Consider the following 24,367-nt stretch of genomic DNA (forward strand, 5'->3'; position numbering starts at 1 on the left):
CGCGCCGCGCCTGACCGTCTTGCAGGCCGTCATCACCAAGTCATCTTTTCCCTTGCCTATTTTCAATGCCTCCCGTATATCCGGCGGCGGGACACCTCTCCCCAACGAGAGGCTACTATCTGAAAGGGTAGAGATATGACAGATATGACCAAGCCGGACGTGCGTCCGGTCAATCCCCGCTTTTCTTCCGGCCCCTGTGCGAAGCGTCCCGGTTGGACGCCTGAAGCGTTGAATGACGCCGCCCTTGGCCGTTCCCACCGCGCGAAAATCGGCAAGGCGAAGCTGAAAGAGGCTATCGACCTGACCCGCGAAGTGCTCGACGTTCCGGGCGACTATCGCATCGGCATCGTGCCGGCTTCAGATACCGGCGCCGTCGAGATGGCGCTCTGGTCGCTGCTTGGCGAACGCGGCGTCGATATGCTCGCATGGGAATCATTTGGCGCCGGCTGGGTCACCGATGTGATCAAGCAGCTGAAGCTGAAGGACGCGCGCAAGATCGAAGCGCCCTATGGCCAGCTCCCCGACCTTTCCACTGTCAATTTCGACAATGACGTGGTCTTCACCTGGAACGGCACGACCTCCGGCGTGCGCGTGCCGAACGCCGATTTCATTCCCGCTGACCGCAAGGGCCTGACCATCTGCGACGCCACCTCGGCTGTGTTTGCGCAGAAGGTCGACTTCAATAAGCTCGATGTCGTGACCTTCTCCTGGCAGAAGGTTCTCGGCGGCGAGGGCGGCCACGGCATTCTGATCCTCTCGCCGCGCGCCGTGCAGCGTCTCGAGACCTATACGCCCGCCTGGCCGCTGCCGAAGATCTTTCGCATGACCAAGGGCGGCAAGCTGATCGAAGGCATCTTCGTCGGCGAGACGATCAACACGCCTTCCATGCTTTGCGTCGAGGACTATCTCGATGCGCTGAAATGGTCGAAGTCCGTCGGCGGTCTTGATGGTCTGGTTGCCCGCGCCGACGCCAATGCAAAGGTGATCTTCGATTTCGTCGACAAGAACGACTGGATCGAGAACCTGGCTGAAGACCCGGCGACCCGTTCCAATACGTCGGTCTGCCTGAAGATCGTCGATCCGGACGTCGTCAAGCTCGATGATGCAGCCCAGGCGGCCTTCGCCAAGGCGATCGTCTCCGCGCTCGACAAGGAAGGCGTGGCCTATGATATCGGCGCCTATCGCGATGCGCCGTCGGGCCTACGCATCTGGGCCGGCTCCACGGTTGAAACCGCCGATATGGAAGCCCTGATGGGCTGGCTCGACTGGGCCTTCAAAACCGAAAAAGCCAAGCTCGCGGCTTAAGCGAGGCGAATTGACAAGGCTCGCGCCGCCTTTGACGGAGAGGCGCGGGCTCATCATTCCCGACAATGACCCCATTTTGAAGGAGGCCATCATGGCACCTCGCGTACTCGTATCCGACGCCCTGTCGGAAGCCGCCGTCCAGATCTTCAAGGATCGCGGCATTGATGTCGACTTCCAGCCGAAGCTCGGCAAGGACAAGGAAAAGCTGCTCGAGATCATCGGCCAGTATGACGGCCTGGCGATCCGTTCGGCCACCAAGGCGACTGAAAAGCTGATCGAAGCAGCGACCAATCTCAAGGTCATCGGTCGCGCCGGCATCGGCGTCGACAATGTCGATATCCCGGCCGCCTCGCGCCGCGGCATCATCGTCATGAACACGCCGTTCGGCAACTCGATCACGACGGCCGAACATGCGATTTCGCTGATGCTGGCCGTTGCCCGCCAGATCCCCGCGGCCGACGTTTCCACCCAGGCCGGCAAGTGGGAAAAATCGAAATTCATGGGCGTCGAGATCACCGGCAAGACGCTCGGCGTCATCGGCGCCGGCAATATCGGCTCGATCGTCTGCGACCGCGCCATCGGGCTCAAGATGAATGTGATCGCCTACGACCCCTTCCTGTCGCAGGAAAAGGCCGAGAAGATGGGCGTCACCAAGGTCGACCTCGACGAGCTTCTTGCCAAGGCCGATTTCATCACGCTGCACGTTCCGATGACGGACAAGACACGCGGCATCCTCAATGCCGAAGCGATTGCCAAGACCAAGAAGGGCGTTCGCATCATCAACTGCGCTCGCGGTGGCCTCGTGGATGAGGCAGCGCTTGCCGAAGCCATCAAGTCCGGTCATGTCGCAGGCGCAGGCTTTGACGTGTTCGAAACCGAACCGGCCACCGAGAGCCCGCTCTTCGGCCTGGACAACGTCGTCTGCACGCCGCATCTCGGCGCTTCGACCACGGAAGCCCAGGAAAACGTGGCGCTGCAGGTCGCCGACCAGATGTCGGATTACCTTTTGAAGGGCGCCGTCACCAACGCCATCAACATGCCGTCGATCTCGGCCGATGAAGCGCCGCGCCTGAAGCCGGTGATCAAGCTCGCCGAAGTGCTCGGCGAATTCGCAGGGCAGGTGACGGAAAACCCGATCAAGGAAGTCGAGGTTCTCTACGACGGCAATTTCGCGCAGATGAACACCACGGCGCTGACAAGCGCCCTGCTCGCCGGCCTGCTGCGCCCGCTGGTGGCTGACGTCAACATGGTGTCCGCGCCGATCATGCTCAAGGACAAGGGCATCATCCTGCAGGAGACCCGCCGCGACAAGTCGGGCGTCTATGACGGCTACATCAAGCTGACGATCACGACGGAAAAGCAGACCCGTTCGGTTGCCGGCACGGTGTTCTCCGACGGCAAGCCGCGCTTCATCCAGATCAAGGGCATCAACATGGATGCCGATGTCGGCCGGCACATGGTCTACATCTCCAACACCGACGTGCCCGGCATGATCGGTTTCATGGGCACGACGCTGGGCCAGGCCGGCGTCAACATCGCCAACTTCCAGCTCGGCCGCGACAATCAGGGCGGCGATGCGATCGCGCTTCTCTATGTCGACGAACAGCCAACCCCGGAAGTGCTCGACAAGCTGCTCGGCCATGAAGCCATCAAGCAGGCTAAGCCGCTGGAATTCTCCGTCGAATAAGGCTTTTTTGAAAGAAAATGCAGCAAGCCCGGTTGCCTGAAACAGGCAGCCGGGCTTTTCTTGTGGTCAGGATGCATTAGGTATCCCCTCGAGCCCCGTGCGTCCATTCGGACGCACAAAGCACGATGCGCTAAGCCGCCGGGACGCGGAACCGTTGAAGACGAGAGTTTTTTGAATGTCCGGATCATGTATCGGATGCCTGAATGCCGAGGCCCTGCCGTTTGACTTTTCAATGGCCTTCCAGCCGATCGTCAACCTGACAGACGGGGCCGTCTTCGCCTTTGAGGCACTGGCGCGCGGACCGAAGGGCGAGGGCGCGGGAACGCTTTTTGCGCAGCTGAACGACGACAATCTCTATGCCTTCGATCAGCAATGCCGGGTGAAAGCGATCGAGCTTGCCTCAAACCTCGGCCTGATGCAGACCGCCGCCAAGCTTTCGATCAATTTTATGCCGCGCGCGATTTATGAACCGCGCGCCTGCATCCAGTTGACGCTTGCTACCGGCAAGCGATGCGAGGTTTCCAGCGACCGACTGATCTTCGAATTCACGGAATCGGAGGTTGCCGACACCGACAAGCTCAACGCGATCGTAACGCTTTACCGGGAGCTTGGTTTCCTGACGGCGGTGGACGATTTCGGCGCCGGCCATTCCGGCCTTTCGCTCTTGGCCAACATGCCGCCGGACATCCTGAAGCTGGATATGGAACTGGTGCGCGGTATCGACACAAGCGACGCGCGCGGCATCATGGTCAAGCATCTTGTCGCCATGGCGCGGGAGATGAAAATCGATCTCGTCTGCGAAGGGGTGGAGACGGCCGGCGAGCTCGCCATGCTGCGCGATCTCGGCGTGGAGCTTGCCCAGGGCTATTATCTCTGTCGCCCCGCCTTTGAGCATCTGCCGCGGACAGACGAGATCCGGTGGCGACCCTGAGTTGGTTTGGCGGGGCATGGCCGGGCAGCATACGGGAGGAGATTCTTCATGAGCAGCAACCAGTTGACAGACCTCGAGACGGCGCTCGAAAGCCTTGCCGGCGCGGGCTTCGTCATCGGTCCGGAATGGGAGGCCGTGCACGAAATCTGCCAGGCGCATGAGGGCGAGATGCCCTATGACGCGGCGCATGCGCTCTGCCATCGCATCGAAGGCGATACGTGGAACGCCGGCTACTGGTATCGACGCGCGAAAAAAACGGTTCCGCAGGGAAGCTTCGCGGACGAATATGCCGGATTGAAAGCAGAGATCGCGGTCATGCGGTAGGGGGCAACCGTCCGGGAGAGGCGCCGTTGCACCTCTCCCGTCTTCCGTTGCTAGGTGTTGTCGGGCTGGCTTCTGACCAGCCGCAGGCCGCGCTCGGTGATCTGGTACGGCTTGCCGCCCTTGGAGCGGATGGCGCGTTTGGCCTTCAGCTTGCGAAACAAAGTAATGTCCAGACCGGGATAGAGCCAGCCATCGCGGGTGAAGCAATCGGCTTTCTCGATCTTGCGGGTTTCGGTGCGTGTCAGTTCGATCCTGCCGCCCTGTGCGAGCAGGTGCAGGATGCGCTGTTCGTTGCGCGAGATGTCCATTATCGTCAAACCCGGGTTGGCGCCAAAAAAAGGCGCACGAAAACACGTTCCCGCTGACGCGTGCGTCGGCGAGGCTCATGGTTTCCGGCCGCTGCGCGCTTGTTGCTTCAGCAAAGCAAGGCGGGCAGGGCCCTTACCGGGATTCCGATCGGTTGAACATCCAAACTCCAGGTTGACGTCAACGGAATACGACTGACGGAGCGAAAGGTCAAGGTTTTTGGCGTGCGGCAGCGCACCCTATCGCTTGCGTCTTGCCCCAGTTTGCTCTACCTCACGAACCATATCCCGTAGAAGAACGATGAGCTGACCATGACCATTGTCGATACCCGTACGCCCGATCCCAAACGCCTCATTCCCGGCGCCACCGGCGACTGGGAGGTGATTGTCGGCATGGAAGTGCATGCGCAGGTCACCAGCAATTCCAAGCTCTTCTCCGGTTCCTCGACGCAATTCGGCAAGGCGCCCAATGCCAACGTCTCGCTGGTGGACGCAGCCATGCCCGGCATGCTGCCCGTTATCAATGAAGAATGCGTCAAGCAGGCCGTGCGCACCGGTCTGGGGCTGAAGGCGAAGATCAACAAGCGCTCGATCTTCGACCGCAAGAACTATTTCTTTCCCGACCTGCCGCAGGGCTACCAGATTTCCCAGTACAAGGACCCGATCGTCGGCGAGGGCACGATCACCATCTCGCTTGGTCCCGACAAGCAGGGCAATTTCGAGGATATCGAGATCGGCATGGAGCGCCTGCATCTGGAACAGGATGCCGGCAAGTCCATGCACGATCAGCATCCGGCAATGTCCTTTATCGATCTGAACCGCTCCGGCGTGGCGCTGATGGAAATCGTCTCCAAGCCCGATATGCGCTCGGCCGACGAGGCCAAGGCGTTCCTGACCAAGCTTCGCACCATCGTGCGTTATCTCGGCACCTGCGACGGCAATATGGACGAAGGCTCGATGCGCGCCGACGTCAACGTCTCCGTGCGCAAGCCCGGCGGCGAATTCGGCACGCGCTGCGAGATCAAGAACGTCAACTCGATCCGTTTCGTCGGCATGGCAATCGAGAGCGAGGCCCGCCGTCAGATCGATATCCTCGAAGAGGGCGGGACGATTGATCAGGAAACCCGGTTGTTCGACCCTGTGAAGGGCGAAACGCGGGCAATGCGCTCCAAGGAGGATGCGCATGACTATCGCTACTTCCCCGATCCGGATCTGCTGCCGCTCGAATTCGACGATGCCTTCATCGCCGAACTGGCGAAGGACCTGCCGGAACTTCCCGATGACAAGAAGGCGCGTTTTGTGGGCGATCTCGGCCTTTCGGTCTATGACGCCTCGGTGCTGGTCTCCGACAAGGCGGTGTCCGACTATTACGAAAAGCTGGTTGGCCTCTCCGATGCAAAGGTTGCGGCAAACTGGGTGATCAACGATCTGCTCGGCGCGCTCAACAAGGCCGGCAAGGGCATTGACGAAACCCCGGTTTCGCCCGAACAGCTCGGCGCCATCCTGTCGCTGATCAAGGAAGGGGTGATCTCGGGCAAGATCGCCAAGGACCTGTTCGAGATCGTCTGGAACGAGGGCGGCGATCCGAAGGCGATCGTCGAAGAGCGCGGCATGAAGCAGGTGACGGATACCGGCGCGATCGAGAAGATCGTCGACGAGATCATCGCCGCCAATCCGGAACAGGCCGCAAAGGTCAAGGACAAGCCCTCGCTTGCCGGCTGGTTTGTCGGCCAGGTGATGAAGGCGTCCAAGGGCAAGGCCAACCCGCAGGCCGTTCAGGCGCTGGTGAAGGAAAAGCTCGGCGTTACGGAGTAAGCCTGTTGTTCTTCGTTCGCACAGCGATGGAAACCGATATTCCGGCGGTCTGCGTGCTGCTGGATGCCTCCTGGCACGAAACCTATGATGCTCTGCTGGGCGCCGAGAAGGTCAACCAGATGGTCGCAGGCTGGCACTCGCCAAAGGCGGTGAAGGACCGGCTGGAGCGCAAGGGCGGCGAATTCCTTGTCGCCGACAACGGCACGCGCATCGGCGGCATGGCCTATGCGGCGCCTTCACAGAAGCGTGCGGATGTCGTCAACCTGCACCAGCTCTATATTCATCCTGAATGCCAACGCCAGGGCATTGGCCGCGATCTCTTTGCCGAGATCGAAACCTGCTTTCCCAATGCCAGGAAGCTGGCGCTCGAAGTCGTCATCGGCAATGACGCCGCACTGGCCTTTTATCAGGCGCATGGCATGAGCGAGGCCGGGCGGACCGAGAATTGCGGCGCCTGCGGTTCCGGCATTCCGGCGATCATCATGGAAAAGGACCTGCCCGGTGTCTGACATCGACGGTTTGGTGATCCGGGAGGCGGTGCCTGGCGATCTTGAGGCGCTGATCGCAATCTTTGCTACGGATGATCTTGGCGGCCACGGCGATACGACCGATCCTGAAGCCTATGGCGATTATCGCGCGGCCTTCAATGCGATCGCCGCCTCGGCCAGTGACACGCTCTATGTGGCGGAGCTTGACGGCACGGTCGTCGGTACCTTCCAGACCTCCTATACCCGCACGCTGACGGGCCGGGGCGGCGCGACCTTGACCGTTGAGGCGGTACAGACCCACCCCGATTGGCGCGGTCGCGGCATCGGGGCGAAGATGATCAATGCGGCGATCGAGGAGGCGAGGGTGGAGGACTGCCGGCTGGTGCAACTGATGTCGAACCGCAGCCGCACAGATGCCCATCGTTTCTATGAACGGCTCGGTTTCACGCCATCCCATCTCGGCTTCAAAATGAAGCTGAAAGGCTCCTGAGGCGGTCCGACGCTCTGGACAAGCGCGCCATGACGCGCCATACACGGGTTTAGGAAATTGGCTGCTCTCGCGGTCGAAGACGTAAGGAAAGAGAATGGCAAGCTTTCTGGCGAAGATGTTTACCTGGTGGAACGGCTCGACCATCGGCACGGATCTGTTCACGCGCCGCTTCGGCAAGAAGGTCGGCGAGGATCAGTTCGGGAACGTCTATTACGAAGGCGGCATGTCCACTTATGGCCTTAAGCGGCGCTGGGTGATCTACAACGGTTACGCCGATGCTTCCACCATTCCGCCCGGCTGGCACGGCTGGATGCATCACCGCACCGACACGCCGCCGACCAAGGCCGCCTACACCGCGCGGGAGTGGGAAAAGCCGCATAATCCGAACCTTACGGGCACCGCGCTTGCCTATCGTCCCAAGGGCTCGCTCGCCGTTCAGGGCGAACGCAACAAGGTCACGGGCGATTACGACGCCTGGACCCCGGGCGCGTAAGGTTTTTGCCGCAATCTGACGGTAGGCTGGCAACAATGTCAGTCTTAAAATGAAGCGCGGCATCGGTCGCGCTTTTTGCTATCAAGGGATGATCCATGGATTTGCGTGCATTGAGCCGTCTCATCACTCTCTCGCTCGGCCTTGCGGCGACGGGCCTTGTTGCCGGTCCTGCCCTTGCCGCGCGGGTGGAGAACCCGGTCGCCGTCTTCGGCGGCATCGACAAGATTACCGGGCGCACCTACACATTCGACGCCTATGTCGGCGAGACGGTGCAGTTCGGCCGCCTGCAGGTGACGCCGCGCGTCTGCTATTCGCGTGACGAGACCGAGGAACAGCAGGTCGATGCCTTCGTCCAGGTCGACAAGGTGTCTCTGCAGAACGAGGTCTCTCGCATCTTCTCCGGCTGGATGTTTGCCGATTCGCCGGCGCTCAACGCCGTCGAAGACCCGATCTACGACGTCTGGCTGACGGACTGCGTCGGCGAGGCGACCATTCCCGCTCCCTGACCCCCGAACATATTGTGAAGGCCCGCCATGTCCGATGCGCGTCCCCAACTGAGCGCCGCTGAGGCCGAGACGTTTCACTATCTTGAAGTCCTGAAATACACCGGGCGTGCCGGGGCCGAGCGCGTCGACCCGTGGGACCCGAAGGCCGACGGCTTCATGTCCGGCAACGACAAGGTGCGGGCGGATTATACCGTCGCAAAAGAAGGTGGAGGCTATTCCTCCGTCCAGATGGCCGTCAGCCAGGCCGTGCGCGATGCCGGCGCGGGCAAGACGGGCGACCGCGTCTATATTGCCGTCCGCCCCGGCATCTACGACGAGACGGTCATCGTGCCGCGTCTCATCGTCGGCGACCGGTCCGTTGCGATCACGCTGTTCGGAACGGGCAACGCGCCGCAGGAGACGGTGATCCGTGCCACGATTGATCAGGGCATGAGCGGGCCTGATTTTCTGGCAACCTTCGGGACAGCGGTTGATGATTATGCGCCCGAGATTGCTGAAATCTATCATGCCAATGCGGCGCTTGATCGTCTGTCGACGGAAAACGCCTGCGTGCTTAGGGTCGAAAATGATGGCTTTCAGGCGAAGAACCTCAGCGTCCGGAACGCCTACAATTGCGATAGAGCGGACAAGAACGCGAAATGCGAGGACGGCAAGGGCGGGCCGAAGAATGCGGCCGGCCAGTTCGCCAAAGGCTGGCATCAGGCGGTGGCGACGCTGGTGCACAATGCCGACCGCGTCCATTTCGACCATGTGCGCTTTTCAAGCTTCCAGGACACCCTCTATTTCAAGGGGCGCGTGCCGGGCATGACTGTGCGTTCCTATTATTCGAACTGCCATGTCGAAGGCGATATCGACTTCATCTTCGGTCGCTCGACGGCCTATTTCGAGGCTTGCGAGATCCGCTCGCTCGGAAGCCGCGTCGACCACACCTATGTTGTCGCCCCCTCGACCAACATGCACACGCGCTACGGCATCGTCTTCAATGATTGCGACTTTACCCATGACGACAGCGAGGCCGCGCTTGCCGGCACCTTCTCGCTCGGGCGGCAATGGTTCCAGACGGTGCGGGCCTCGCCCTATGGCATTCCCAATATCGAGGGCTACCGCACGCGGCTTGCCGAGACCTCCGAATTCGATCATCCACCCGAGGGCACGATCTCGCTCGACGTGCTGGAAGCCGTCGGCAAATGCGTGATCCTCAACTCGCGCATCGGCAAACATATCAATCAGCAGGCGCCCTGGGACGACTGGAGCGGCGGCAGGCGCAATGCGGATGGGGAATTCGTGCCCGGCGAATGGAACACGCGCTACAGGCCCGTGCAGTATACGTCAGCCGATTTCTTCCGCTATCTCGGCGATTGGCTGAAGGGCGAGGGGCTTGCGCTCCACGAGCCCCATCCGGCCGAGCCCTGGCTTGCGGAGTTCGACAATCGGCAGGCATAGGCCTCGTTCACGGAAACGGCTGATCAGGCCAGACAAGCGCCGCATTCAGCAGCGTCATATATTCTTCCTTGGGGATATCGATCGCGCCCATCGTCTTCAGATGGTCGGTGGTAAACTGCGTGTCAAGCAGCAGGAAATTGTTGGCGCGCAGGCGTTCCACCAGATGCACGAGGCAGATCTTGGAGGCGTTCGGGCGGCGCGAGAACATGCTCTCGCCAAAAAACGCCGCCTTCAGCGAGACGCCGTAAAGCCCGCCGACGAGTTCGCCGTCCTGCCAGGCCTCCACCGAATGGGCGCGGCCCATAGCGTGCAGCGATTTGTAGAGCGAGCGGATCTCGTCATTGATCCATGTCTGCGGCCGGTCGGGGGCCGGTTCCGCGCAGGCGGCGATCACGCCGTCGAAATCATGGTTGAAGCGGACTTCGTAGGGAGACCTGCGCATGAATTTGCGCAGGCTGTGGGAGATGTGAAGCGCATCCAGCGGGATGATGCCGCGGATTTCCGGTTCGACCCAGAAAAGCTCGGTGTCATCGGCCGATTCGGACATGGGAAAGAGGCCGATGCTATAGGCATTCAAAAGCAATTCAGGAGTGATCCTGCTGCTCTTTCCGGCGTTCTTTTCCATGGCCTCTCAGCTACTTTGCCTTGTCTTCCAGATAGTGTTCCAGCCAGTGGATATCATAGTCGCCGTTGGCGATATCCTGGTTGGCGATCAGATCCTGAAAAAGCGGCAGCGTCGTGTCAATGCCGTCGACAACGAACTCGTCGAGCGCGCGCTTCAACCGCATCATGCATTCCACGCGGGTGCGGCCGTGGACGATGAGCTTGCCGATCAGGCTGTCGTAATAGGGTGGGATCCTGTAGCCCTGATAGACGCCGGAATCGATGCGCACGCCAAGCCCGCCGGGGGCATGGAAATGCGTGATCGTGCCCGGCGACGGGCGGAAGGTCTCCGCGTTTTCGGCATTGATGCGGCATTCGATCGCGTGGCCGGAGAAGGAGATATCCTTCTGGCTGACCGAAAGGCCGGCGCCGGCGGCAACGCGGATCTGCTCATGCACGAGGTCGATGCCGGTAATGGCCTCGGTGATCGGATGCTCCACCTGAAGACGGGTGTTCATTTCGATGAAATAGAACTCGCCGTTTTCATAGAGGAACTCGACCGTGCCGGCGCCGCGATACTTCATCTTGCGCATCGCATCGGCGCAGATCTCGCCGATCTGCATGCGCTGCTCGACGTTGAGCGCCGGCGAATTGGCCTCTTCCCAGACCTTCTGGTGGCGGCGCTGCAGCGAGCAGTCGCGTTCGCCCAGATGAATGGCGTCGCCTTCGCCATCGCCGAAGACCTGAACCTCGATATGACGCGGCTTGTCGAGATATTTCTCCATATAGACCGAATCATTGCCGAAGGCCGCAGCCGCTTCGCCGCGGGCCGTGCTCCAGGCCTCGAGCAGGTCGTCGGGGGTGCGGGCGAGCTTCATCCCACGCCCGCCGCCGCCGGCGGTTGCCTTGATCAGCACCGGATAGCCGATCTCCTCGGCGGTCCGGACAGCATCGTCTTCTGTGTCGACCGAACCGCCGGAGCCGGGCACGACCGGGATGCCGAGGTTCTCGGCGGTCGTCTTGGCGGTGATCTTGTCGCCCATCATGCGGATATGTTCGCTGGTGGGGCCGATGAAGGTGATGCCATGGGCTTCGAGGATCTCGGCGAATTTGGCGTTTTCGGAAAGAAAGCCGTAGCCGGGATGGACCGCGTCGGCGCCGGTGATCTCACAGGCGGCAACGATCTGGTGGATGTTGAGGTAGCTCTCGCGCGAGGAGGGCGGGCCGATGCACACGCTCTCGTCGGCAAGGCGCACATGCATCGCGTTGGCGTCCGCGGTGGAGTGCACGGCAACGGTGGCGATGCCGAGCTCCTTGCAGGCGCGCTGTACGCGAAGAGCAATTTCGCCGCGATTGGCGATCAGGATTTTGGAAAACATTCGCTCTGACCCGTTATTCGATCACGACAAGCGGTTCGTCGAACTCGACCGGCTGGGCGTCGTCGACGAGGATCTGGGTGATCTTGCCGCTCTTCGGCGCCGGGATCTGGTTCATCGTCTTCATCGCTTCGATGATGAGGAGGGTCTGGCCTTCCTTGACGTTGGCGCCAACTTCGATGAAGGGGCGCGCGCCGGGAGCAGGGGCCAGGTAGACCGTGCCGACCATCGGGGCCTTGACGGCCTGGTCGAGATTGCTGGCGGCAGTTGCTGCGGCCGGGGCTTCGGCCGCCGCCGGCTGCGGCGCGGCAGCGGGCGCTGCCGGTGCATAGGCCATGGCGTGCTGCGGGGCGACGGTCACTTCGCGCGCGACGCGGATGTGCAGGCCGTCCTGCTCGACCTCGATTTCGGTGAGATCGGTCTCGTTGAGAATAACAGCGAGTTCGCGCACCAGCTTTGCGTCGACTGCCTTCTTTTGATCTGCCATGGGTGTGTTCCTTTGTTCTTCTTATTCCGTGAGCGTCTTGAGCGCGCGAAGCGCCAGCAGGTAACTGTCCTGTCCGAAACCACAGATTACCCCCTTCGCCGCTGCAGACGTCATTGTCTTGTGGCGAAAGGGCTCACGGGCATGAATGTTGGAAATGTGAAGCTCCACGACAGGCACGCTGATGGCGCGTATGGCGTCGTGAAGCGCAATGGATGTGTGCCCGTAGGCACCCGGATTGATGGCGACACCGGCGGCCTTGTCATTGGCCTCGTGAAGCCAGTCGACAAGAACGCCTTCATGATTGCTTTGGCGGCAGTCGGCCTGAAAACCGAGCGTTTCGGCCTCCATGCGACAGGCCTCCTCAATGGCCTCAAGGGTCAGCGCGCCGTAGATGCCCGGCTCGCGCTTGCCCAGAAGATTGAGGTTGGGTCCGTTCAAAACAAAGATTACGCGTGTCATCCGTCAATTCCAGTTTCGCCTTCACCTATAGACGTTCAGGTCATTCAGGAAAAGCCCAAAGGCCGGAGGTTGAAACGCCTTGGTTAAGCGTCGCAGCGGCGAAAACCTCAAGAGCAGGTTCCCTGTCCGCAATCGCGGATATTGTCAATCACCTGCTGGATACGATCCGCGCCGATGGCCCCGTGCAGCATGGTGTCGCCGACGATATAGGCAGGCGTCCCGGTAACGCCGACGGCATTGGCCAGGGCAAAATGCTCCTCGAGCGCGGCCTCGGGCGGGAACTCCTCCATCGCCGCATCGATCTGGTCGCTGTCGACTCCAAAGGCTGCAGCCACGGCGCGCGCACTTTCATCTGTGGCACGGTTGCCCGATCCCATCAGGGCGCGGTGGAAATCAGGATACGTCTCGGGCGTGATCTTGAAGAAAGCATAGGAGACGCGCTGTGCGGCCTGTGATTCCGGCCCCAGGACCGGAATTTCCTTCAGGATGAAGCGCACATCGTCATTGTCGGCGATGATCTCGTCCATGTCGGCAAGGGCGCGGCGACAATAGCCGCAATTGTAATCGAAGAACTCGACAACGGTGATGTCGCCGTCGGGATTGCCGAGCACGGCGTCGAATTCCGGCTGGAAAATCAGGTTCTGGTTTGCGGCGATGGCAGCCTGTGCCTCTTTCTGCTGCTCCTCGGCCTGCTTGCGCTGAAGCGCGGTCTGGACGTCGAGCAGGATTTCCGGATTGGCGACCAGATAGTCATGCACGCGCGTGCCGAAATCATCGGTTCCGGACGCTGCGGCCTGTTCTGCTGGCTGAGGGGAGGCAAAGCCGTAAATCGCGGCGGTTGTCGCAGCCGCAGACGCAACGGCGGTCGCGACGACCGCAACGATGGCGAGCGTCAGTCCCTTTGATGACATGATTTCCCCTTCCTGCATGACACGATAATCTCAGCTAGGAACCAATTGTGCGCAAAAGGCGGCGATGTCCATAGCAAAGGCCGGAAATCCGGCGGTTAGCCTTCAAAATCCCGCTTTTTTGATCGGAAGGATTGCAGCGCGCCAAGGAATGGTCCAAGCCCGGTAAAACTGCCTGTCAAACGGGCCTGATGACAAGGAAGAAGCAGAATGCCGTCGAAACGCAGCGAAATCGATTCATTCCTGGCCATGGACGTGCTGGCGGAGGCGAATCGCCGGAAGAAGGCCGGACGCCCGGTGCTCTCGCTTGCCGTCGGCCAGCCTTCCCACCCCGCGCCCGACCGCGCGCTCCAGGCCGCCCGCGCCGCCCTCGAACACGGTCACCTCGGCTATACCGATGCCTTCGGCCTTCAAAGCCTGCGCGAGGCGATCGCAAATGACTACCGGTCCCGCATGGGCGCCGATGTCGATCCGGCGCGCATTGCGGTGACGACCGGCTCGTCGGCGGGTTTCAACCTCGCCTTTCTGGCGCTGTTTGATGCCGGCGATGCGGTCGCGATCGCAAGGCCCGGCTATCCCGCCTATCGCAATATCCTGAAGGCGCTCGATCTGAAGGTTGTCGAGGTCGAGGCAAATGAGCGGCACGCATTCACGCTGACGCCGGAGGCGCTTGAGGAAGCGGAGCGCGCCGAGGGCGTCGCCATCAAGGGCGTGCTGCTGGCAAGTCCGGCAAACCCGACGGGCACCGTGACAGGCCGGGCTGCGCTGAAACGGCTTGCCGACTGGTGCGAAGCGCGCGGCACGGCCTTCATCTCCGACGAGATCTACCACGGGCTGGTGTTTTCCGGCGAGGAGGCCACGGCGCTGTCCTTCACCGACGAGGCGGTGGTGATCAATTCCTTCTCCAAATATTATTGCATGACCGGCTGGCGCGTCGGCTGGATGGTGCTGCCGGAGAAGCTTGTCCGCGTCTTCGAGCAACTGGCGCAGAACATCTATATCAGCGCGCCCGAACTTTCGCAGATCGCCGCCGAGGCTGCCCTTGATGCACGCCCTCAGCTCGACGGCTACCGCGCAATCTACCGCGCCAACCGCGATTTCCTGATCAAGGCGCTGCCGGAGATCGGACTTCCCGTGGTCTCGCCCATGGACGGCGCCTTCTATGCCTATGTCGATGTCAGTGGGTATTCCAACGACAGCGTGGCATTCTCACGCAAAATGCTGGCCGAAATCGACGTCGCGGCAACACCCGGGGCGGATTTCGATCCGCTGACCGGCGGTCGCTATCTGAGGCTTTCCTATGCGGGAACCGAGGCCGAGATCCGCCAGGCGGTGGAGCGCGTGGGCAATTGGTTACCGAAAAGAGGCTGAGACAAAGCCCGTTTCGTTTTTCGAAACCCTTTCTGCCGACAAAAAAAACGCCGCCGTTATCGAAACGGCGGCTTCAGGCTGCTGACAAACCCTTGTTGCAGACACTCGGAGCTCGCCTACCCTTTGTCCGTCACCCCGGACTTGATCCGGGGTCCAGGGCCGCTTGTAAGGCTTTTCAAGAAAGAGTCTTTGCGCGCAAGGACTTGGCCCTTACTGGATACTGGCTCAAGGCCGGTATGACGGCGGGGAAGGGGGCCGCACCGTGATTGCTTGCCCGGGGGGCGACAAACAAAAACGCCGCCGTTTCGATAACGGCGGCGTTTTCATTTCAGATATTTTCCTCGGCTCAGAAGAACCCGCGACGCTGCCACCAGCCGCGCTTCGGCTTGGCGGGCTCGTCGTCGTTCTCTGCGCCGTTGGAGGTGACCACCGGCTCGGATGAGGCGACATTGGCGCCGCGATTGGCGCGTTTTGTCTCAACCTTATCTTCGTCCGACGAAGTCTCTGCCGCTTTTGTTTCTGCTTCTGTTTCAGCTTCAGGGGCTTCCTCGTCCGCCGGTTGTTCGACCTCGACCTTGGTCTCGGTTTCCTCGATCGCCGCGGGCTTCGCTTCAGCGGTTTCGGCGACCGTTTCCTCGGCTGCTGCCTCGGCCTTCTCGGCCTTCGGCTTGCGGCGGCGACGCGGCTTGCGGCCTTCGATCTCGGCCATCGCCTCGTCTTCGGTGATCTCGGTCGGTTGGTCGGCGTTCGCCTCGGCCGTTTCCTCGGCAGGCCTTTCGGTCACGACCTCGCTTGCCGCGGTCTCGGCGGTTTCCGCTGTGCTCTCCGGCGCGGCGGGAGCCGCATTTTCGGGTTCCGCCTCATCCGGCTTGCTCTCGGCGACGGCTTCGGAGGCGTTCTCCTTGCCTTCAGCCTCGGCGCTGTCGCCGGAAGTTTCCTGCTGGGCATTGTCATCGCTGCGGTTGCGGCGACCGCCGCGCTTGCCGCGACGGCGCTTGCGGCGCGGCTTGTCGCCGTCATCATCGCTGCTGTTCGACGCTTCCTGGGCGTTGTCGTCGGCCGATCCGGTGTCGTCATCGTCCTGCGACTGGTCGCTCTCGGCGCTGCTGCCGTTCTGCTGGCCGCCGTTGCGGCCGCCGCGACGACGGCGACGCTTGCGGCGCGAGCGGCCGCCTTCCTCGTCGCCGTTGCTGTCGCCGGCATTGCTGCTTGCCGGTGCGCTGTCTGACTCGTCCGCGTCCTCGAAATCCGGAACATCGACGACGTCCTCTTCCGGTTCCTCGATCAGATTGAACAGCGCCTCGATCTTCACCGGATTTTCGACTGGATCGCGGCGGTCGATTTCGAAATGGCTGTTCTCGAGATCGCCATCGGCCTCGACGATGATTTCGACGCCGAAGCGGTTCTCATAGTCGACAATGGTGTTGCGCTTCTGGTTGAGCAGGTAGGGCGCGATCTCCGGCGTCGTGCGCACGGTGATGTTATGCGTGGTGTTCTTCAGCAGATACTCCTCGACGCCGCGCAGCACGTGGAGCGCAACGGAAGACTGCGAGAGAACGTGGCCGGTGCCGCCGCAATGGCTGCAGACCTGGGTGGTCGATTCCAGAACGGATGCGCGGATGCGCTGGCGCGACATTTCCAGAAGGCCGAAATGCGAGATCCGGCCGACCTGGATGCGGGCGCGGTCGTTCTTCAGACATTCCTTCAGCTTCTTCTCGACAGCGCGGTTGTTGCGCTTTTCCTCCATGTCGATGAAGTCGATGACGACAAGGCCGGCAAGGTCGCGCAGCCTGAGCTGGCGCGCCACTTCCTCCGCCGCCTCCAGATTGGTCTGAAGCGCGGTATCCTCGATCGAGTGCTCGCGCGTCGAACGGCCGGAGTTGACGTCGATGGCAACCAGCGCCTCGGTTTGGTTGATGATCAGGTAGCCGCCCGATTTCAGCGTCACCTGCGGCTGCAGCATGCGGTCGAGCTGCGCCTCGATGCCGGAACGCGAGTAGATCGGGTGGATGTCGCGATAGCGCTGAACCACCTTGGCGTGGCTCGGCATCAGCATCTTCATGAAGTCCTTCGCCTCGCGGTAACCCTCGTCACCGGAAACGATAACCTCGCTGATGTCCTTGTTGTAAAGGTCGCGGATCGAACGCTTGATCAGGCTGCCTTCCTCGTAGACGAGGCAGGGCGCCGTCGACGTCAGCGTCTTGGAGCGGACGTTCTCCCAAAGCCGCATCAGATATTCGAAGTCGCGCTTGACCTCGGCCTTGGTGCGATTGGCGCCGGCGGTGCGCAGGATCACGCCCATGCCCTGCGGCACTTCGAGGCCCTTGGCGACTTCCTTGAGCCGCTTGCGGTCCGCCGGATTGGTGATCTTGCGGGAAATGCCGCCGCCGCGCGCCGTGTTCGGCATCAGCACTGAATAGCGGCCGGCAAGCGAAAGATAGGTGGTCAGCGCCGCACCCTTGTTGCCGCGCTCTTCCTTGGCGACCTGGACCAGCAGGATTTGCCGGCGCTTGATCACTTCCTGGATGCGGTACTGTTTGCGCATCCGGCGGTGGCCGTTGTCCGGCACCTCTTCCATGGCGTCTTCGGCGCCGACGGATTCGACGCTGTCGTCGTCATCGTCGACATCCTCGGAGATCGTGTCGGCGTCGACCTCGGCCGCCATATGGGTCGGGCCGCCCTTGTTCTCGTCGTCGGAACCGTTTTCGCCCGAAGCCTGGTCTTCGGAAGCCGTCTCGCCGCCGCCCTCAGCCGCCGCGTCCGTTTCGCCCTCGGCCTTCGCAGCCTTCTTGGCGGCGGGCTTGCGGCGCCTGCGGGGCTTGGGCTTCGCCGTTTCCTCGGCGGCTTCTGCAGCCTCGGCGGGCGCCTCTGCCTCTGACGTGTCGTCGGATTTCGTTTCGGCCTTGGACGCATCGACAGGCTCTGCCGGGGCTTCCGCGCTTGCGGCCTTTTCCGGCTCCTGGGTCGCCTCTTCGGCCTTCTTCGAGCGCGACTTCGCCCGGCCCCTGCGGGTGCGGGGCTTCGGCTTGCCGTCGGCCTCGGCAGCCTTTTCGGAGGCCTCTGCCGGCTCAGTCATGGATGTTTCGGCGTCGTCGCCGTCATCATCCTCGTTCGCTTCCTTCAGAAGCGCTTCGCGATCGGCCAGCGGGATCTGGTAATAGTCGGGATGGATTTCCGAAAAGGCCAGAAAGCCATGGCGATTGCCGCCATAATCGACAAACGCGGCCTGAAGAGAGGGCTCGACCCGCGTGACCTTTGCAAGATAGATGTTGCCGCGCAGCTGTTTCTTGTGCTGCGATTCGAAATCGAACTCCTCTATGCGATTTCCACGAACAACGACGACGCGCGTCTCTTCTTCATGAGAGGCGTCGATGAGCATTTTGTCTGCCATTTATAGTGAGCTCCTCGGCGCAGACGCTCGCCGGTTTCCGAGCGGACCTTGGTCCGGATGCGGAAACGGTCGCCTGCGGGTGCGCCGGATGAATGTGCGTTCGACCGGTGCAACGAAACGCGGGCGGCTGCTTCTCGAATCAGTCTGTCGCCGCTTGGGAGCGTGCAGGCCGAGAAAAGAATTTGACGCTTCGTTCTCATATGAAACCAGTCGAAACCAATATTAACGAGCCTCTCTCGGAGAGGCGATGAATATGCCCTCAGGGGGTTGCCCAAAGAGCACTGACCCTTACGCCGAAACGATTTTTGAGAAACACGTATACCGGCGAAGATATTCTGTTCGGTGGTGGAAGGACGCGGGTGATCCGTCACTCCATATGGCGCCAATCAACAAGAGACCGGCTGCCCTTGCGCGCAATCGTCCCGTCATAAATCTCCACCTGAAACACATTAGTATGTATTCCATGCTGCAATAGCAAGAAAAATCCAATCCACGGTTATATTTGAGCGATCAACGAATCATGGCACTGAAGAACCGCTTCCGGCGGCGAACGCTCCCGGTTTTGTCGGACGGAGATCGGGAAAGGCGGGCGGGCCATTCTTTCGCCATCACTGTGGCGTTCATGGTCCTGGCCTTGTCGGCGGGTCGGCATTTACGGTAGTACACGGATGAATTGCATCTTCGCGGCCGGGGCCTGCGAAGAACGAGAGGTGGCATGACGGGACGCAATCTGGCCGGCGGCAAAGGTCTGTTCGAATATGCTTTCGCAGCGCGTCTGGTTGCGGTCGCGGCGCTGCTGATCCTGCTTGGAACGGCCATTGCCCCGTCAGCGCGCGCCAGCGCGGAAGACGCCGATGCCCCGTTGATCGCCTATAATGCGCTTCTCGTCGGCGATGACGCGCGGGCGCGGCTTGTGGTCGATTTCGATCGCTCGCCGGAATTCAGCTATCACTATCTGAAGGATCCGGCCCGGCTGGTGATCACCCTTCCGAGCACCGCCTTCGGTTTTTCAGCAGACGCGGTCGCGCCGCGCGGCCTTGTCAGCGATGTGCGCTACGGCGCGACCGGACCGGGCCAGTCCCGCATCGTGCTTTCGGCACGCGAGCCGATCCAGATGACGCTTGGCGAGGTCCGGCAGGAGGACGGTGCCGGGGCGCGCCTGGTGATCGACCTCGCGATCGCCGATGCCGCGCGCTTCGAGACGCTGCTGGCGCGCCAACAGCCCGCGACCGGCGATGTGTTCACCGACAGCCTTTCGACGCCCGTTGACGATGACATCTATGTCGTCGCCGTCGATGCCGGCCATGGCGGGGTCGATACCGGCGCCGTCGGCGAGGACACGAAGACGCTGGAAAAGACGATCACGCTCGATTTCGCCCGCGCCTTTGCCAGGCGTTTGGCGCAAGAGCCGGGTTATGAACCCTTTCTGACCCGCGATTCCGATATCTACCTGTCGCTCTCCAGGCGGGTGGAGCTCGCACGCCAGCACGGGGCCGACCTGTTCATCTCATTCCATGCGGACTCGCTCGACCAGCCAGACATTTCCGGCGCGACGGTTTACACGCTCTCCGACCGCGCTTCCGACCGGCTGGCCGCCGCCCTTGCCCGGCGCGAGAACCTTTCCAACGAGATCATGGGGATCGAGGCCGACAACGAGCCCGAGGAGGTGACCGACATCCTGCTCGATCTCACCCGGCGCGAGACGCAGAGTTTCTCCATCTCGCTTGCCGACAGGGTCGTTGCCTCATTTAACGGGCAGATCGGGCTGATCAACAATCCCCATCGCTTCGCCGGCTTCATGGTGCTGCGCGCGCCGGACATTCCCTCGATCCTGCTGGAGATCGGTTTTCTCTCCAATGCCGAGGACGAGAGGCGCATGCTTGATCCTGAGTGGCGCGACCGTCTGGTCGACCGGCTGGTGGAGGCGGTCAAGCGTTATCGCCATCCGCTGGTCTCCGGCGGCGGATGAGCAACAGTTGCGCCGGATCGATCCTTGGGCCGAAACAACATTTTAGCGGCGTCGCAAAAAGCGCACATTCGTTGTAAAAAAGTGGGCGGGGTGTTTTCAACGCGGCTTTGGAGCGGTATCTGCGGTCATTTGGAAAATGCGCCGGCACGAGACCATTGCGGCGAACGCGAAAGCGCAGCCAGCCTCGCCAGAGACAGGATTCAACAGACGTGAACGTGATCAAGCTTATCGGATATCTTTTCGGCCTCGCCTGCGCGCTGTTTGTCGTGGTGGCGATCGGCGTCGGGATTTATCTGAACAATGTCGCCAAGGATCTGCCGGATTACGAGGTGCTTGCGCAATATACGCCGCCGGTCACGACGCGCATTTACGCCGGCAACGGCGAACTGATGGCCGAATACGCCCATGAGCGCCGCCTGTTCCTGCCGATCGACGCGATCCCGATGCGCGTGCGCGGTGCCTTTCTGTCGGCCGAAGACAAGAACTTCTACACCCATCCCGGCGTCGACGTCGTCGGGCTGACGCGCGCGATCATCACCAATGTCCGCAATATGGGCACCGGCCGCCGTCCCGTCGGCGCCTCGACGATTACCCAGCAGGTCGCAAAGAACTTCCTTCTGTCGTCGGACCAGACCTATGAGCGCAAGGTCAAGGAAGCGATCCTGTCTTTCCGCATCGAGCAGGCCTATTCCAAGGACACGATCCTGGAGCTTTACCTCAACGAGGTTTATTTCGGTCTCAACGCCTATGGCATCGCCGATGCGGCGCTGACCTATTTCGACAAGCCGGTCTCCGACCTGACGATCGCCGAGAGCGCCTATCTCGCCGCCGTCCTGAAAGGGCCGGCCAATTACGATCCCTACCGCCATCCCGACGCCGCCATCGAACGCCGCAACTGGGTGATCAGCCGGATGGAGGAGAATGGCTACATCACCGCCGAGGAGGCGGAGGTGGCCCGCGCAGAACCGCTCGGCGTCGTCTCGACGCACCGCAACCGGCCGATCGCGGGCGATGAATACTACGCCGAGGCCGTCCGCCGCGAGCTGAAGGACAAGTATGGCGAGGAAATGCTCTATGAAGGCGGGCTTTCGGTGCGCACCTCGCTTGACCCCGAGATGCAGCTTGATGCCCAGAAGGCGCTGCGCGACGGCTTGATCAATTATGACGAGGCCGCCGGGTTCCGCGGGCCGATCGCCGAGGTCTCGATTACCGGCGACTGGGGCCCCGAGCTTGCCAAGATGCGGCCGCTCTGGGACGTGCCGGACTGGAAGATCGCCGTTGTGCTCGGCGTTGGCGCCGACGGCGCGCAGATCGGCATCCGCCCGCAGATCGATGTCGCCGGCAAGGTCGATACGGCGCGCGAGACCGGTTTCATTCCGGCCGATGACATGAAGTGGGCCTATCGCTTCCTCGAAAAGGGCAAGCCGAACGCAAAGAGCCCCGAAGGCGTGCTGAAGCCCGGCGATGTCGTCTATGTGCAAGCGACCGGCGAGGGCGACACCTACCGGCTGCGCCAGGTGCCGAAGGTCCAGGGCGGTCTTGTCGCCATGGATCCGCAGACGGGCCGCGTTCTGGCCATGGTCGGCGGCTTCGCCTTCTCCGAAAGCCAGTTCAACCGGGCGACGCAGGCCTATCGCCAGCCGGGTTCGTCCTTCAAGCCCTTCGTCTATGCCGCAGCCCTCGACAATGGCTATACGCCCGCCTCGGTGGTCATGGATGCGCCGATCGAAATCGAATCGGGCGGCGAATTGTGGAAGCCGCAGAATTATGCCGGCGGTTTCTCCGGCCCGCAGACGCTTCGCACCGGCATCGAGAAGTCGAAGAACCTGATGACCGTGCGTCTTGCCAACGACCTTGGCATGGAAACGGTTGCCGATTATGCCGAGCGTTTCGGTATCTATGACCAGATGGACCCGGTACTGGCCATGTCGCTCGGCTCCGGCGAGACCACCGTCATGCGCATGGTTTCAGCCTATGCGGTGATCGCCAATGGCGGCAAGCAGGTCAATCCAACGCTGATCGACCGCATTCAGGACCGCTACGGCAAGACCATCTTCAAGCATGAGGAACGCATCTGCGAGAACTGCGACGCGCCAGAATGGACCGGGCAGGCCGAACCCATCCTGATCGACGACCGACAGCAGGTGCTTGATCCGATGACGTCCTACCAGATCACCTCGATGATGGAGGGCGTCGTCCAGCGCGGCACGGCGGCAAGCGCGGTCAAGCTCGATCGTCCCGTCGCCGGCAAGACCGGCACCACCAATGACGAGAAGGATGCCTGGTTCGTCGGCTTCACGCCGAACCTCGTGGCCGGCCTTTATATCGGCTTCGACCAGCCGGCGTCCCTTGGTCGCCACGGGACGGGCGGCGGGCTTGCCGCGCCGATCTTCAACGAATTCATGACCGACGCGCTGAAGGAATTGCCGGTTGAAAACTTCATCGAGCCCGAGGGCATGACCAACATTCTGGTCAACCGCTCGACCGGCATGCGCGCCGGCGGTTCCGGCCCCGGCGTCATCGCCGAGGCCTTCAAGCCCGGCACGGGGCCCGCCGAGGCGCTCGATATCATCGACATGAGCGGCTATGTGCCGCCGGAGCAGATCCTGCGCGATTCCTCGCAGGCCAACAAGGCAATCTCGACCGGCTCCAGCGGCCTCTACTGAGCGCCGGCTGATGGGTGAGGCGGGGTTTACATCCGCGCCTTGCCCCCTTATTCACCGGCCATCACACTCTCAAAAGAAGCAGAAAGAACCATGCGAGCGGAAATCGAAGGCGTTGTCGACGAAATCAAGCAGGCTGTAACCCTGCTGAGGAGGCATCTTTGACTGGGATCAGGCAATCAAACGGCTGGACTGGCTGAACAACAAGGCCGAAGATCCCGATATCTGGAACGACGCAAGCGAGGCGCAGAAGCTGATGCGCGAGCGCCAGCTTCTGGATGACGGCATTTCCTCCGTGCGCCGCATCGAGACGGAGCTTTCCGACAGTATCGAACTGATCGAGCTCGGCGAGGAGGAAGGCGACGACGAGGTGGTCAAGGACGCCGAGGAAAGCCTGAAGACGCTTCTCGCCGAGGCCGAGCGCCAGCAGGTCGAGGCCATGCTTTCGGGCGAGGCGGATTCCAACGACACCTATCTCGAAGTCCATTCTGGCGCCGGCGGCACGGAAAGCCAGGACTGGGCGAACATGCTTCTGCGCATGTATATCCGCTGGGCCGAGCGCCAGGGCTTCAAGGTCGAGGTGATGGAAGTCCATGACGGGGAAGAGGCCGGCATCAAGTCGGCCACGATCCACGTCAAGGGGCACAATGCCTATGGCTGGCTGAAGACCGAATCGGGCGTTCACCGTCTGGTGCGGATCTCGCCCTATGACAGCAATGCGCGCCGCCACACCTCGTTCTCCTCGGTCTGGGTCTATCCCGTGATCGATGATTCGATCGAAATCGAGGTCAATGAAGGCGACTGCCGCATCGATACCTATCGGGCATCCGGCGCCGGCGGTCAGCACGTCAACACCACCGACTCGGCCGTGCGCATCACCCACATCCCGACCGGGATCGTTGTGCAGTGCCAGCAGGAGCGTTCCCAGCACAAGAACCGGGCGAAGGCCTGGGACATGCTGCGCGCGCGTCTCTATGAGGCGGAACTTCAGAAGCGCGAGGAAGCGGCCAACCAGGAAGCGGCCTCGAAGACGGATATCGGCTGGGGTCACCAGATCCGGTCCTATGTGCTGCAGCCCTACCAGCTGGTAAAGGATCTGAGGACCGGGGTGGAAAGCACGTCTCCCTCCGACGTTCTTGATGGCGCGCTGAGCCCGTTCATGGAAGCGGCCCTTGCCCACCGCATCGAGGGCGGGGCGGGTGCCGCGGTCGAGGATATCGACTGATCGCCGATGATCCGGCGCGTTGCCTTAAAACAGGACGCGCCGGAGCGTCTGCCTCTTCGGGCCGCGGGCATCGGCTTTTCCGTCTTTCCTCTTTTCATCCCGGGCAAAAAGCCGTAAAGACGGCCCCA

At 61.7% G+C, this 24,367-nt stretch carries 21 protein-coding genes; 14 read left to right on the forward strand and 7 right to left on the reverse strand.

The genetic code is table 11. The features are described 5' to 3' along the window. The first annotated feature begins 135 nt into the window (after positions 1 to 135). The 4 genes from FF124_RS09880 (at position 136) to FF124_RS09895 (ending at position 4,247) form a co-directional block, all read left to right on the forward strand. Positions 136 to 1,305 (forward strand): phosphoserine transaminase, encoded by a 1,170-nt coding sequence (locus tag FF124_RS09880; RefSeq protein WP_138748334.1) that lies wholly within the window; start codon positions 136 to 138, stop codon positions 1,303 to 1,305. 91 nt (positions 1,306 to 1,396) lie between these two features. Beyond that, positions 1,397 to 2,992, forward strand: coding sequence for a phosphoglycerate dehydrogenase (serA, locus tag FF124_RS09885; RefSeq protein ID WP_138748335.1), 1,596 nt, complete (start codon positions 1,397 to 1,399; stop codon positions 2,990 to 2,992). A 175-nt stretch (positions 2,993 to 3,167) separates the two neighbouring features. Continuing rightward, positions 3,168 to 3,923 (forward strand): EAL domain-containing protein, encoded by a 756-nt coding sequence (locus FF124_RS09890; protein ID WP_138748336.1) that lies wholly within the window; start codon positions 3,168 to 3,170, stop codon positions 3,921 to 3,923. Between the two features lie 48 nt (positions 3,924 to 3,971). Beyond that, positions 3,972 to 4,247: a hypothetical protein gene (locus tag FF124_RS09895; RefSeq protein ID WP_138748337.1), complete on the forward strand. Its 276-nt coding sequence runs from the start codon at positions 3,972 to 3,974 to the stop codon at positions 4,245 to 4,247. Positions 4,248 to 4,297: 50 nt separating this feature from the next. Here the strand turns inward: FF124_RS09895 and FF124_RS09900 are convergent, their stop codons facing one another. Next, on the reverse strand, positions 4,298 to 4,555 hold the full coding sequence (locus FF124_RS09900; protein ID WP_138748338.1) for a YjhX family toxin: 258 nt from the start codon (positions 4,553 to 4,555) through the stop codon (positions 4,298 to 4,300). A gap of 309 nt (positions 4,556 to 4,864) precedes the next feature. Between FF124_RS09900 and gatB the strand changes: the two genes are divergently transcribed. From gatB to FF124_RS09930, 6 genes are all read left to right on the forward strand, one after another. Then, the gene (gene gatB, locus FF124_RS09905; RefSeq protein WP_138748339.1) at positions 4,865 to 6,367 is read left to right on the forward strand and encodes an Asp-tRNA(Asn)/Glu-tRNA(Gln) amidotransferase subunit GatB; all 1,503 of its coding nucleotides are present in this window, start codon (positions 4,865 to 4,867) and stop codon (positions 6,365 to 6,367) included. A gap of 5 nt (positions 6,368 to 6,372) precedes the next feature. Then, entirely contained in the window at positions 6,373 to 6,876 is a 504-nt protein-coding gene (locus FF124_RS09910; RefSeq protein WP_138748340.1) for a GNAT family N-acetyltransferase, read from the forward strand. 1 nt (position 6,877) lies between these two features. Then, a complete protein-coding gene (locus tag FF124_RS09915; protein ID WP_425462525.1) occupies positions 6,878 to 7,345 on the forward strand; it encodes a GNAT family N-acetyltransferase in 468 nt (155 codons plus the stop codon). Positions 7,346 to 7,439: 94 nt separating this feature from the next. Next, positions 7,440 to 7,838 (forward strand): NADH:ubiquinone oxidoreductase subunit NDUFA12, encoded by a 399-nt coding sequence (locus FF124_RS09920; protein ID WP_138748342.1) that lies wholly within the window; start codon positions 7,440 to 7,442, stop codon positions 7,836 to 7,838. 95 nt (positions 7,839 to 7,933) lie between these two features. Beyond that, on the forward strand, positions 7,934 to 8,344 hold the full coding sequence (locus FF124_RS09925; protein WP_138748343.1) for a DUF2155 domain-containing protein: 411 nt from the start codon (positions 7,934 to 7,936) through the stop codon (positions 8,342 to 8,344). A gap of 27 nt (positions 8,345 to 8,371) precedes the next feature. Continuing rightward, positions 8,372 to 9,787 (forward strand): pectinesterase family protein, encoded by a 1,416-nt coding sequence (locus tag FF124_RS09930; RefSeq protein WP_138748344.1) that lies wholly within the window; start codon positions 8,372 to 8,374, stop codon positions 9,785 to 9,787. A 7-nt stretch (positions 9,788 to 9,794) separates the two neighbouring features. Here FF124_RS09930 and aat read toward each other — a convergent pair whose 3' ends face one another. From aat to FF124_RS09955, 5 genes are all read right to left on the reverse strand, one after another. After that, positions 9,795 to 10,412 carry a leucyl/phenylalanyl-tRNA--protein transferase gene (gene aat, locus FF124_RS09935; protein WP_138748345.1) on the reverse strand — a complete coding sequence of 206 codons (618 nt, stop codon included), beginning with the start codon at positions 10,410 to 10,412 and terminating at the stop codon, positions 9,795 to 9,797. Between the two features lie 10 nt (positions 10,413 to 10,422). After that, positions 10,423 to 11,769 carry an acetyl-CoA carboxylase biotin carboxylase subunit gene (gene accC / locus FF124_RS09940; protein WP_138748346.1) on the reverse strand — a complete coding sequence of 449 codons (1,347 nt, stop codon included), beginning with the start codon at positions 11,767 to 11,769 and terminating at the stop codon, positions 10,423 to 10,425. Between the two features lie 13 nt (positions 11,770 to 11,782). Next, entirely contained in the window at positions 11,783 to 12,253 is a 471-nt protein-coding gene (gene accB, locus FF124_RS09945) for an acetyl-CoA carboxylase biotin carboxyl carrier protein (protein WP_138748347.1), read from the reverse strand. A gap of 21 nt (positions 12,254 to 12,274) precedes the next feature. After that, a complete protein-coding gene (aroQ, locus tag FF124_RS09950) occupies positions 12,275 to 12,712 on the reverse strand; it encodes a type II 3-dehydroquinate dehydratase (protein WP_138748348.1) in 438 nt (145 codons plus the stop codon). A gap of 107 nt (positions 12,713 to 12,819) precedes the next feature. After that, complete coding sequence (locus FF124_RS09955; protein WP_138748349.1) at positions 12,820 to 13,623, reverse strand: DsbA family protein; 804 nt, start codon at positions 13,621 to 13,623, stop codon at positions 12,820 to 12,822. Positions 13,624 to 13,830: 207 nt separating this feature from the next. On the opposite strand from FF124_RS09955, the gene FF124_RS09960 reads away from it, so the two are divergent. Next, complete coding sequence (locus tag FF124_RS09960; RefSeq protein ID WP_138748350.1) at positions 13,831 to 14,991, forward strand: pyridoxal phosphate-dependent aminotransferase; 1,161 nt, start codon at positions 13,831 to 13,833, stop codon at positions 14,989 to 14,991. A gap of 346 nt (positions 14,992 to 15,337) precedes the next feature. Here the strand turns inward: FF124_RS09960 and FF124_RS09965 are convergent, their stop codons facing one another. Then, a complete protein-coding gene (locus FF124_RS09965) occupies positions 15,338 to 18,382 on the reverse strand; it encodes an Rne/Rng family ribonuclease (RefSeq protein ID WP_138748351.1) in 3,045 nt (1,014 codons plus the stop codon). Between the two features lie 715 nt (positions 18,383 to 19,097). On the opposite strand from FF124_RS09965, the gene FF124_RS09970 reads away from it, so the two are divergent. From FF124_RS09970 to prfB, 3 genes are all read left to right on the forward strand, one after another. Beyond that, positions 19,098 to 20,351 carry an N-acetylmuramoyl-L-alanine amidase gene (locus tag FF124_RS09970; RefSeq protein ID WP_138748352.1) on the forward strand — a complete coding sequence of 418 codons (1,254 nt, stop codon included), beginning with the start codon at positions 19,098 to 19,100 and terminating at the stop codon, positions 20,349 to 20,351. Positions 20,352 to 20,566: 215 nt separating this feature from the next. Continuing rightward, on the forward strand, positions 20,567 to 23,017 hold the full coding sequence (locus FF124_RS09975; protein WP_138748554.1) for a penicillin-binding protein 1A: 2,451 nt from the start codon (positions 20,567 to 20,569) through the stop codon (positions 23,015 to 23,017). Positions 23,018 to 23,107: 90 nt separating this feature from the next. Then, positions 23,108 to 24,239 (forward strand): peptide chain release factor 2 gene (prfB, locus tag FF124_RS09980; RefSeq protein ID WP_138748353.1). Its coding sequence is split into 2 segments (ribosomal slippage): positions 23,108 to 23,176 and positions 23,178 to 24,239, totalling 1,131 coding nucleotides; the frame shifts between segments, so codons are not numbered across the junction. Positions 24,240 to 24,367 lie beyond the last annotated feature (128 nt).

Origin of the sequence: Martelella lutilitoris (genome assembly GCF_005924265.1) — a bacterium.
GTDB classification, from domain to species: domain Bacteria; phylum Pseudomonadota; class Alphaproteobacteria; order Rhizobiales; family Rhizobiaceae; genus Martelella; species Martelella lutilitoris.

What these genes read in the sequence shown, in the direction of transcription:
- FF124_RS09925 (WP_138748343.1), top strand. Translation starts at nt 7,934, where the DNA reads ATGGATTTGCGTGCATTGAGCCGTCTCATCACTCTCTCGCTCGGCCTT.
- FF124_RS09890 (WP_138748336.1), top strand. Translation starts at nt 3,168, where the DNA reads ATGTCCGGATCATGTATCGGATGCCTGAATGCCGAGGCCCTGCCGTTT.
- accB (WP_138748347.1), bottom strand. Translation starts at nt 12,253, where the DNA reads ATGGCAGATCAAAAGAAGGCAGTCGACGCAAAGCTGGTGCGCGAACTC.
- FF124_RS09895 (WP_138748337.1), top strand. Translation starts at nt 3,972, where the DNA reads ATGAGCAGCAACCAGTTGACAGACCTCGAGACGGCGCTCGAAAGCCTT.
- accC (WP_138748346.1), bottom strand. Translation starts at nt 11,769, where the DNA reads ATGTTTTCCAAAATCCTGATCGCCAATCGCGGCGAAATTGCTCTTCGC.
- FF124_RS09930 (WP_138748344.1), top strand. Translation starts at nt 8,372, where the DNA reads ATGTCCGATGCGCGTCCCCAACTGAGCGCCGCTGAGGCCGAGACGTTT.
- FF124_RS09970 (WP_138748352.1), top strand. Translation starts at nt 19,098, where the DNA reads ATGACGGGACGCAATCTGGCCGGCGGCAAAGGTCTGTTCGAATATGCT.
- FF124_RS09965 (WP_138748351.1), bottom strand. Translation starts at nt 18,382, where the DNA reads ATGGCAGACAAAATGCTCATCGACGCCTCTCATGAAGAAGAGACGCGC.
- FF124_RS09960 (WP_138748350.1), top strand. Translation starts at nt 13,831, where the DNA reads ATGCCGTCGAAACGCAGCGAAATCGATTCATTCCTGGCCATGGACGTG.
- FF124_RS09900 (WP_138748338.1), bottom strand. Translation starts at nt 4,555, where the DNA reads ATGGACATCTCGCGCAACGAACAGCGCATCCTGCACCTGCTCGCACAG.
- aroQ (WP_138748348.1), bottom strand. Translation starts at nt 12,712, where the DNA reads ATGACACGCGTAATCTTTGTTTTGAACGGACCCAACCTCAATCTTCTG.
- FF124_RS09955 (WP_138748349.1), bottom strand. Translation starts at nt 13,623, where the DNA reads ATGTCATCAAAGGGACTGACGCTCGCCATCGTTGCGGTCGTCGCGACC.
- serA (WP_138748335.1), top strand. Translation starts at nt 1,397, where the DNA reads ATGGCACCTCGCGTACTCGTATCCGACGCCCTGTCGGAAGCCGCCGTC.
- FF124_RS09880 (WP_138748334.1), top strand. Translation starts at nt 136, where the DNA reads ATGACAGATATGACCAAGCCGGACGTGCGTCCGGTCAATCCCCGCTTT.
- aat (WP_138748345.1), bottom strand. Translation starts at nt 10,412, where the DNA reads ATGGAAAAGAACGCCGGAAAGAGCAGCAGGATCACTCCTGAATTGCTT.
- gatB (WP_138748339.1), top strand. Translation starts at nt 4,865, where the DNA reads ATGACCATTGTCGATACCCGTACGCCCGATCCCAAACGCCTCATTCCC.
- FF124_RS09920 (WP_138748342.1), top strand. Translation starts at nt 7,440, where the DNA reads ATGGCAAGCTTTCTGGCGAAGATGTTTACCTGGTGGAACGGCTCGACC.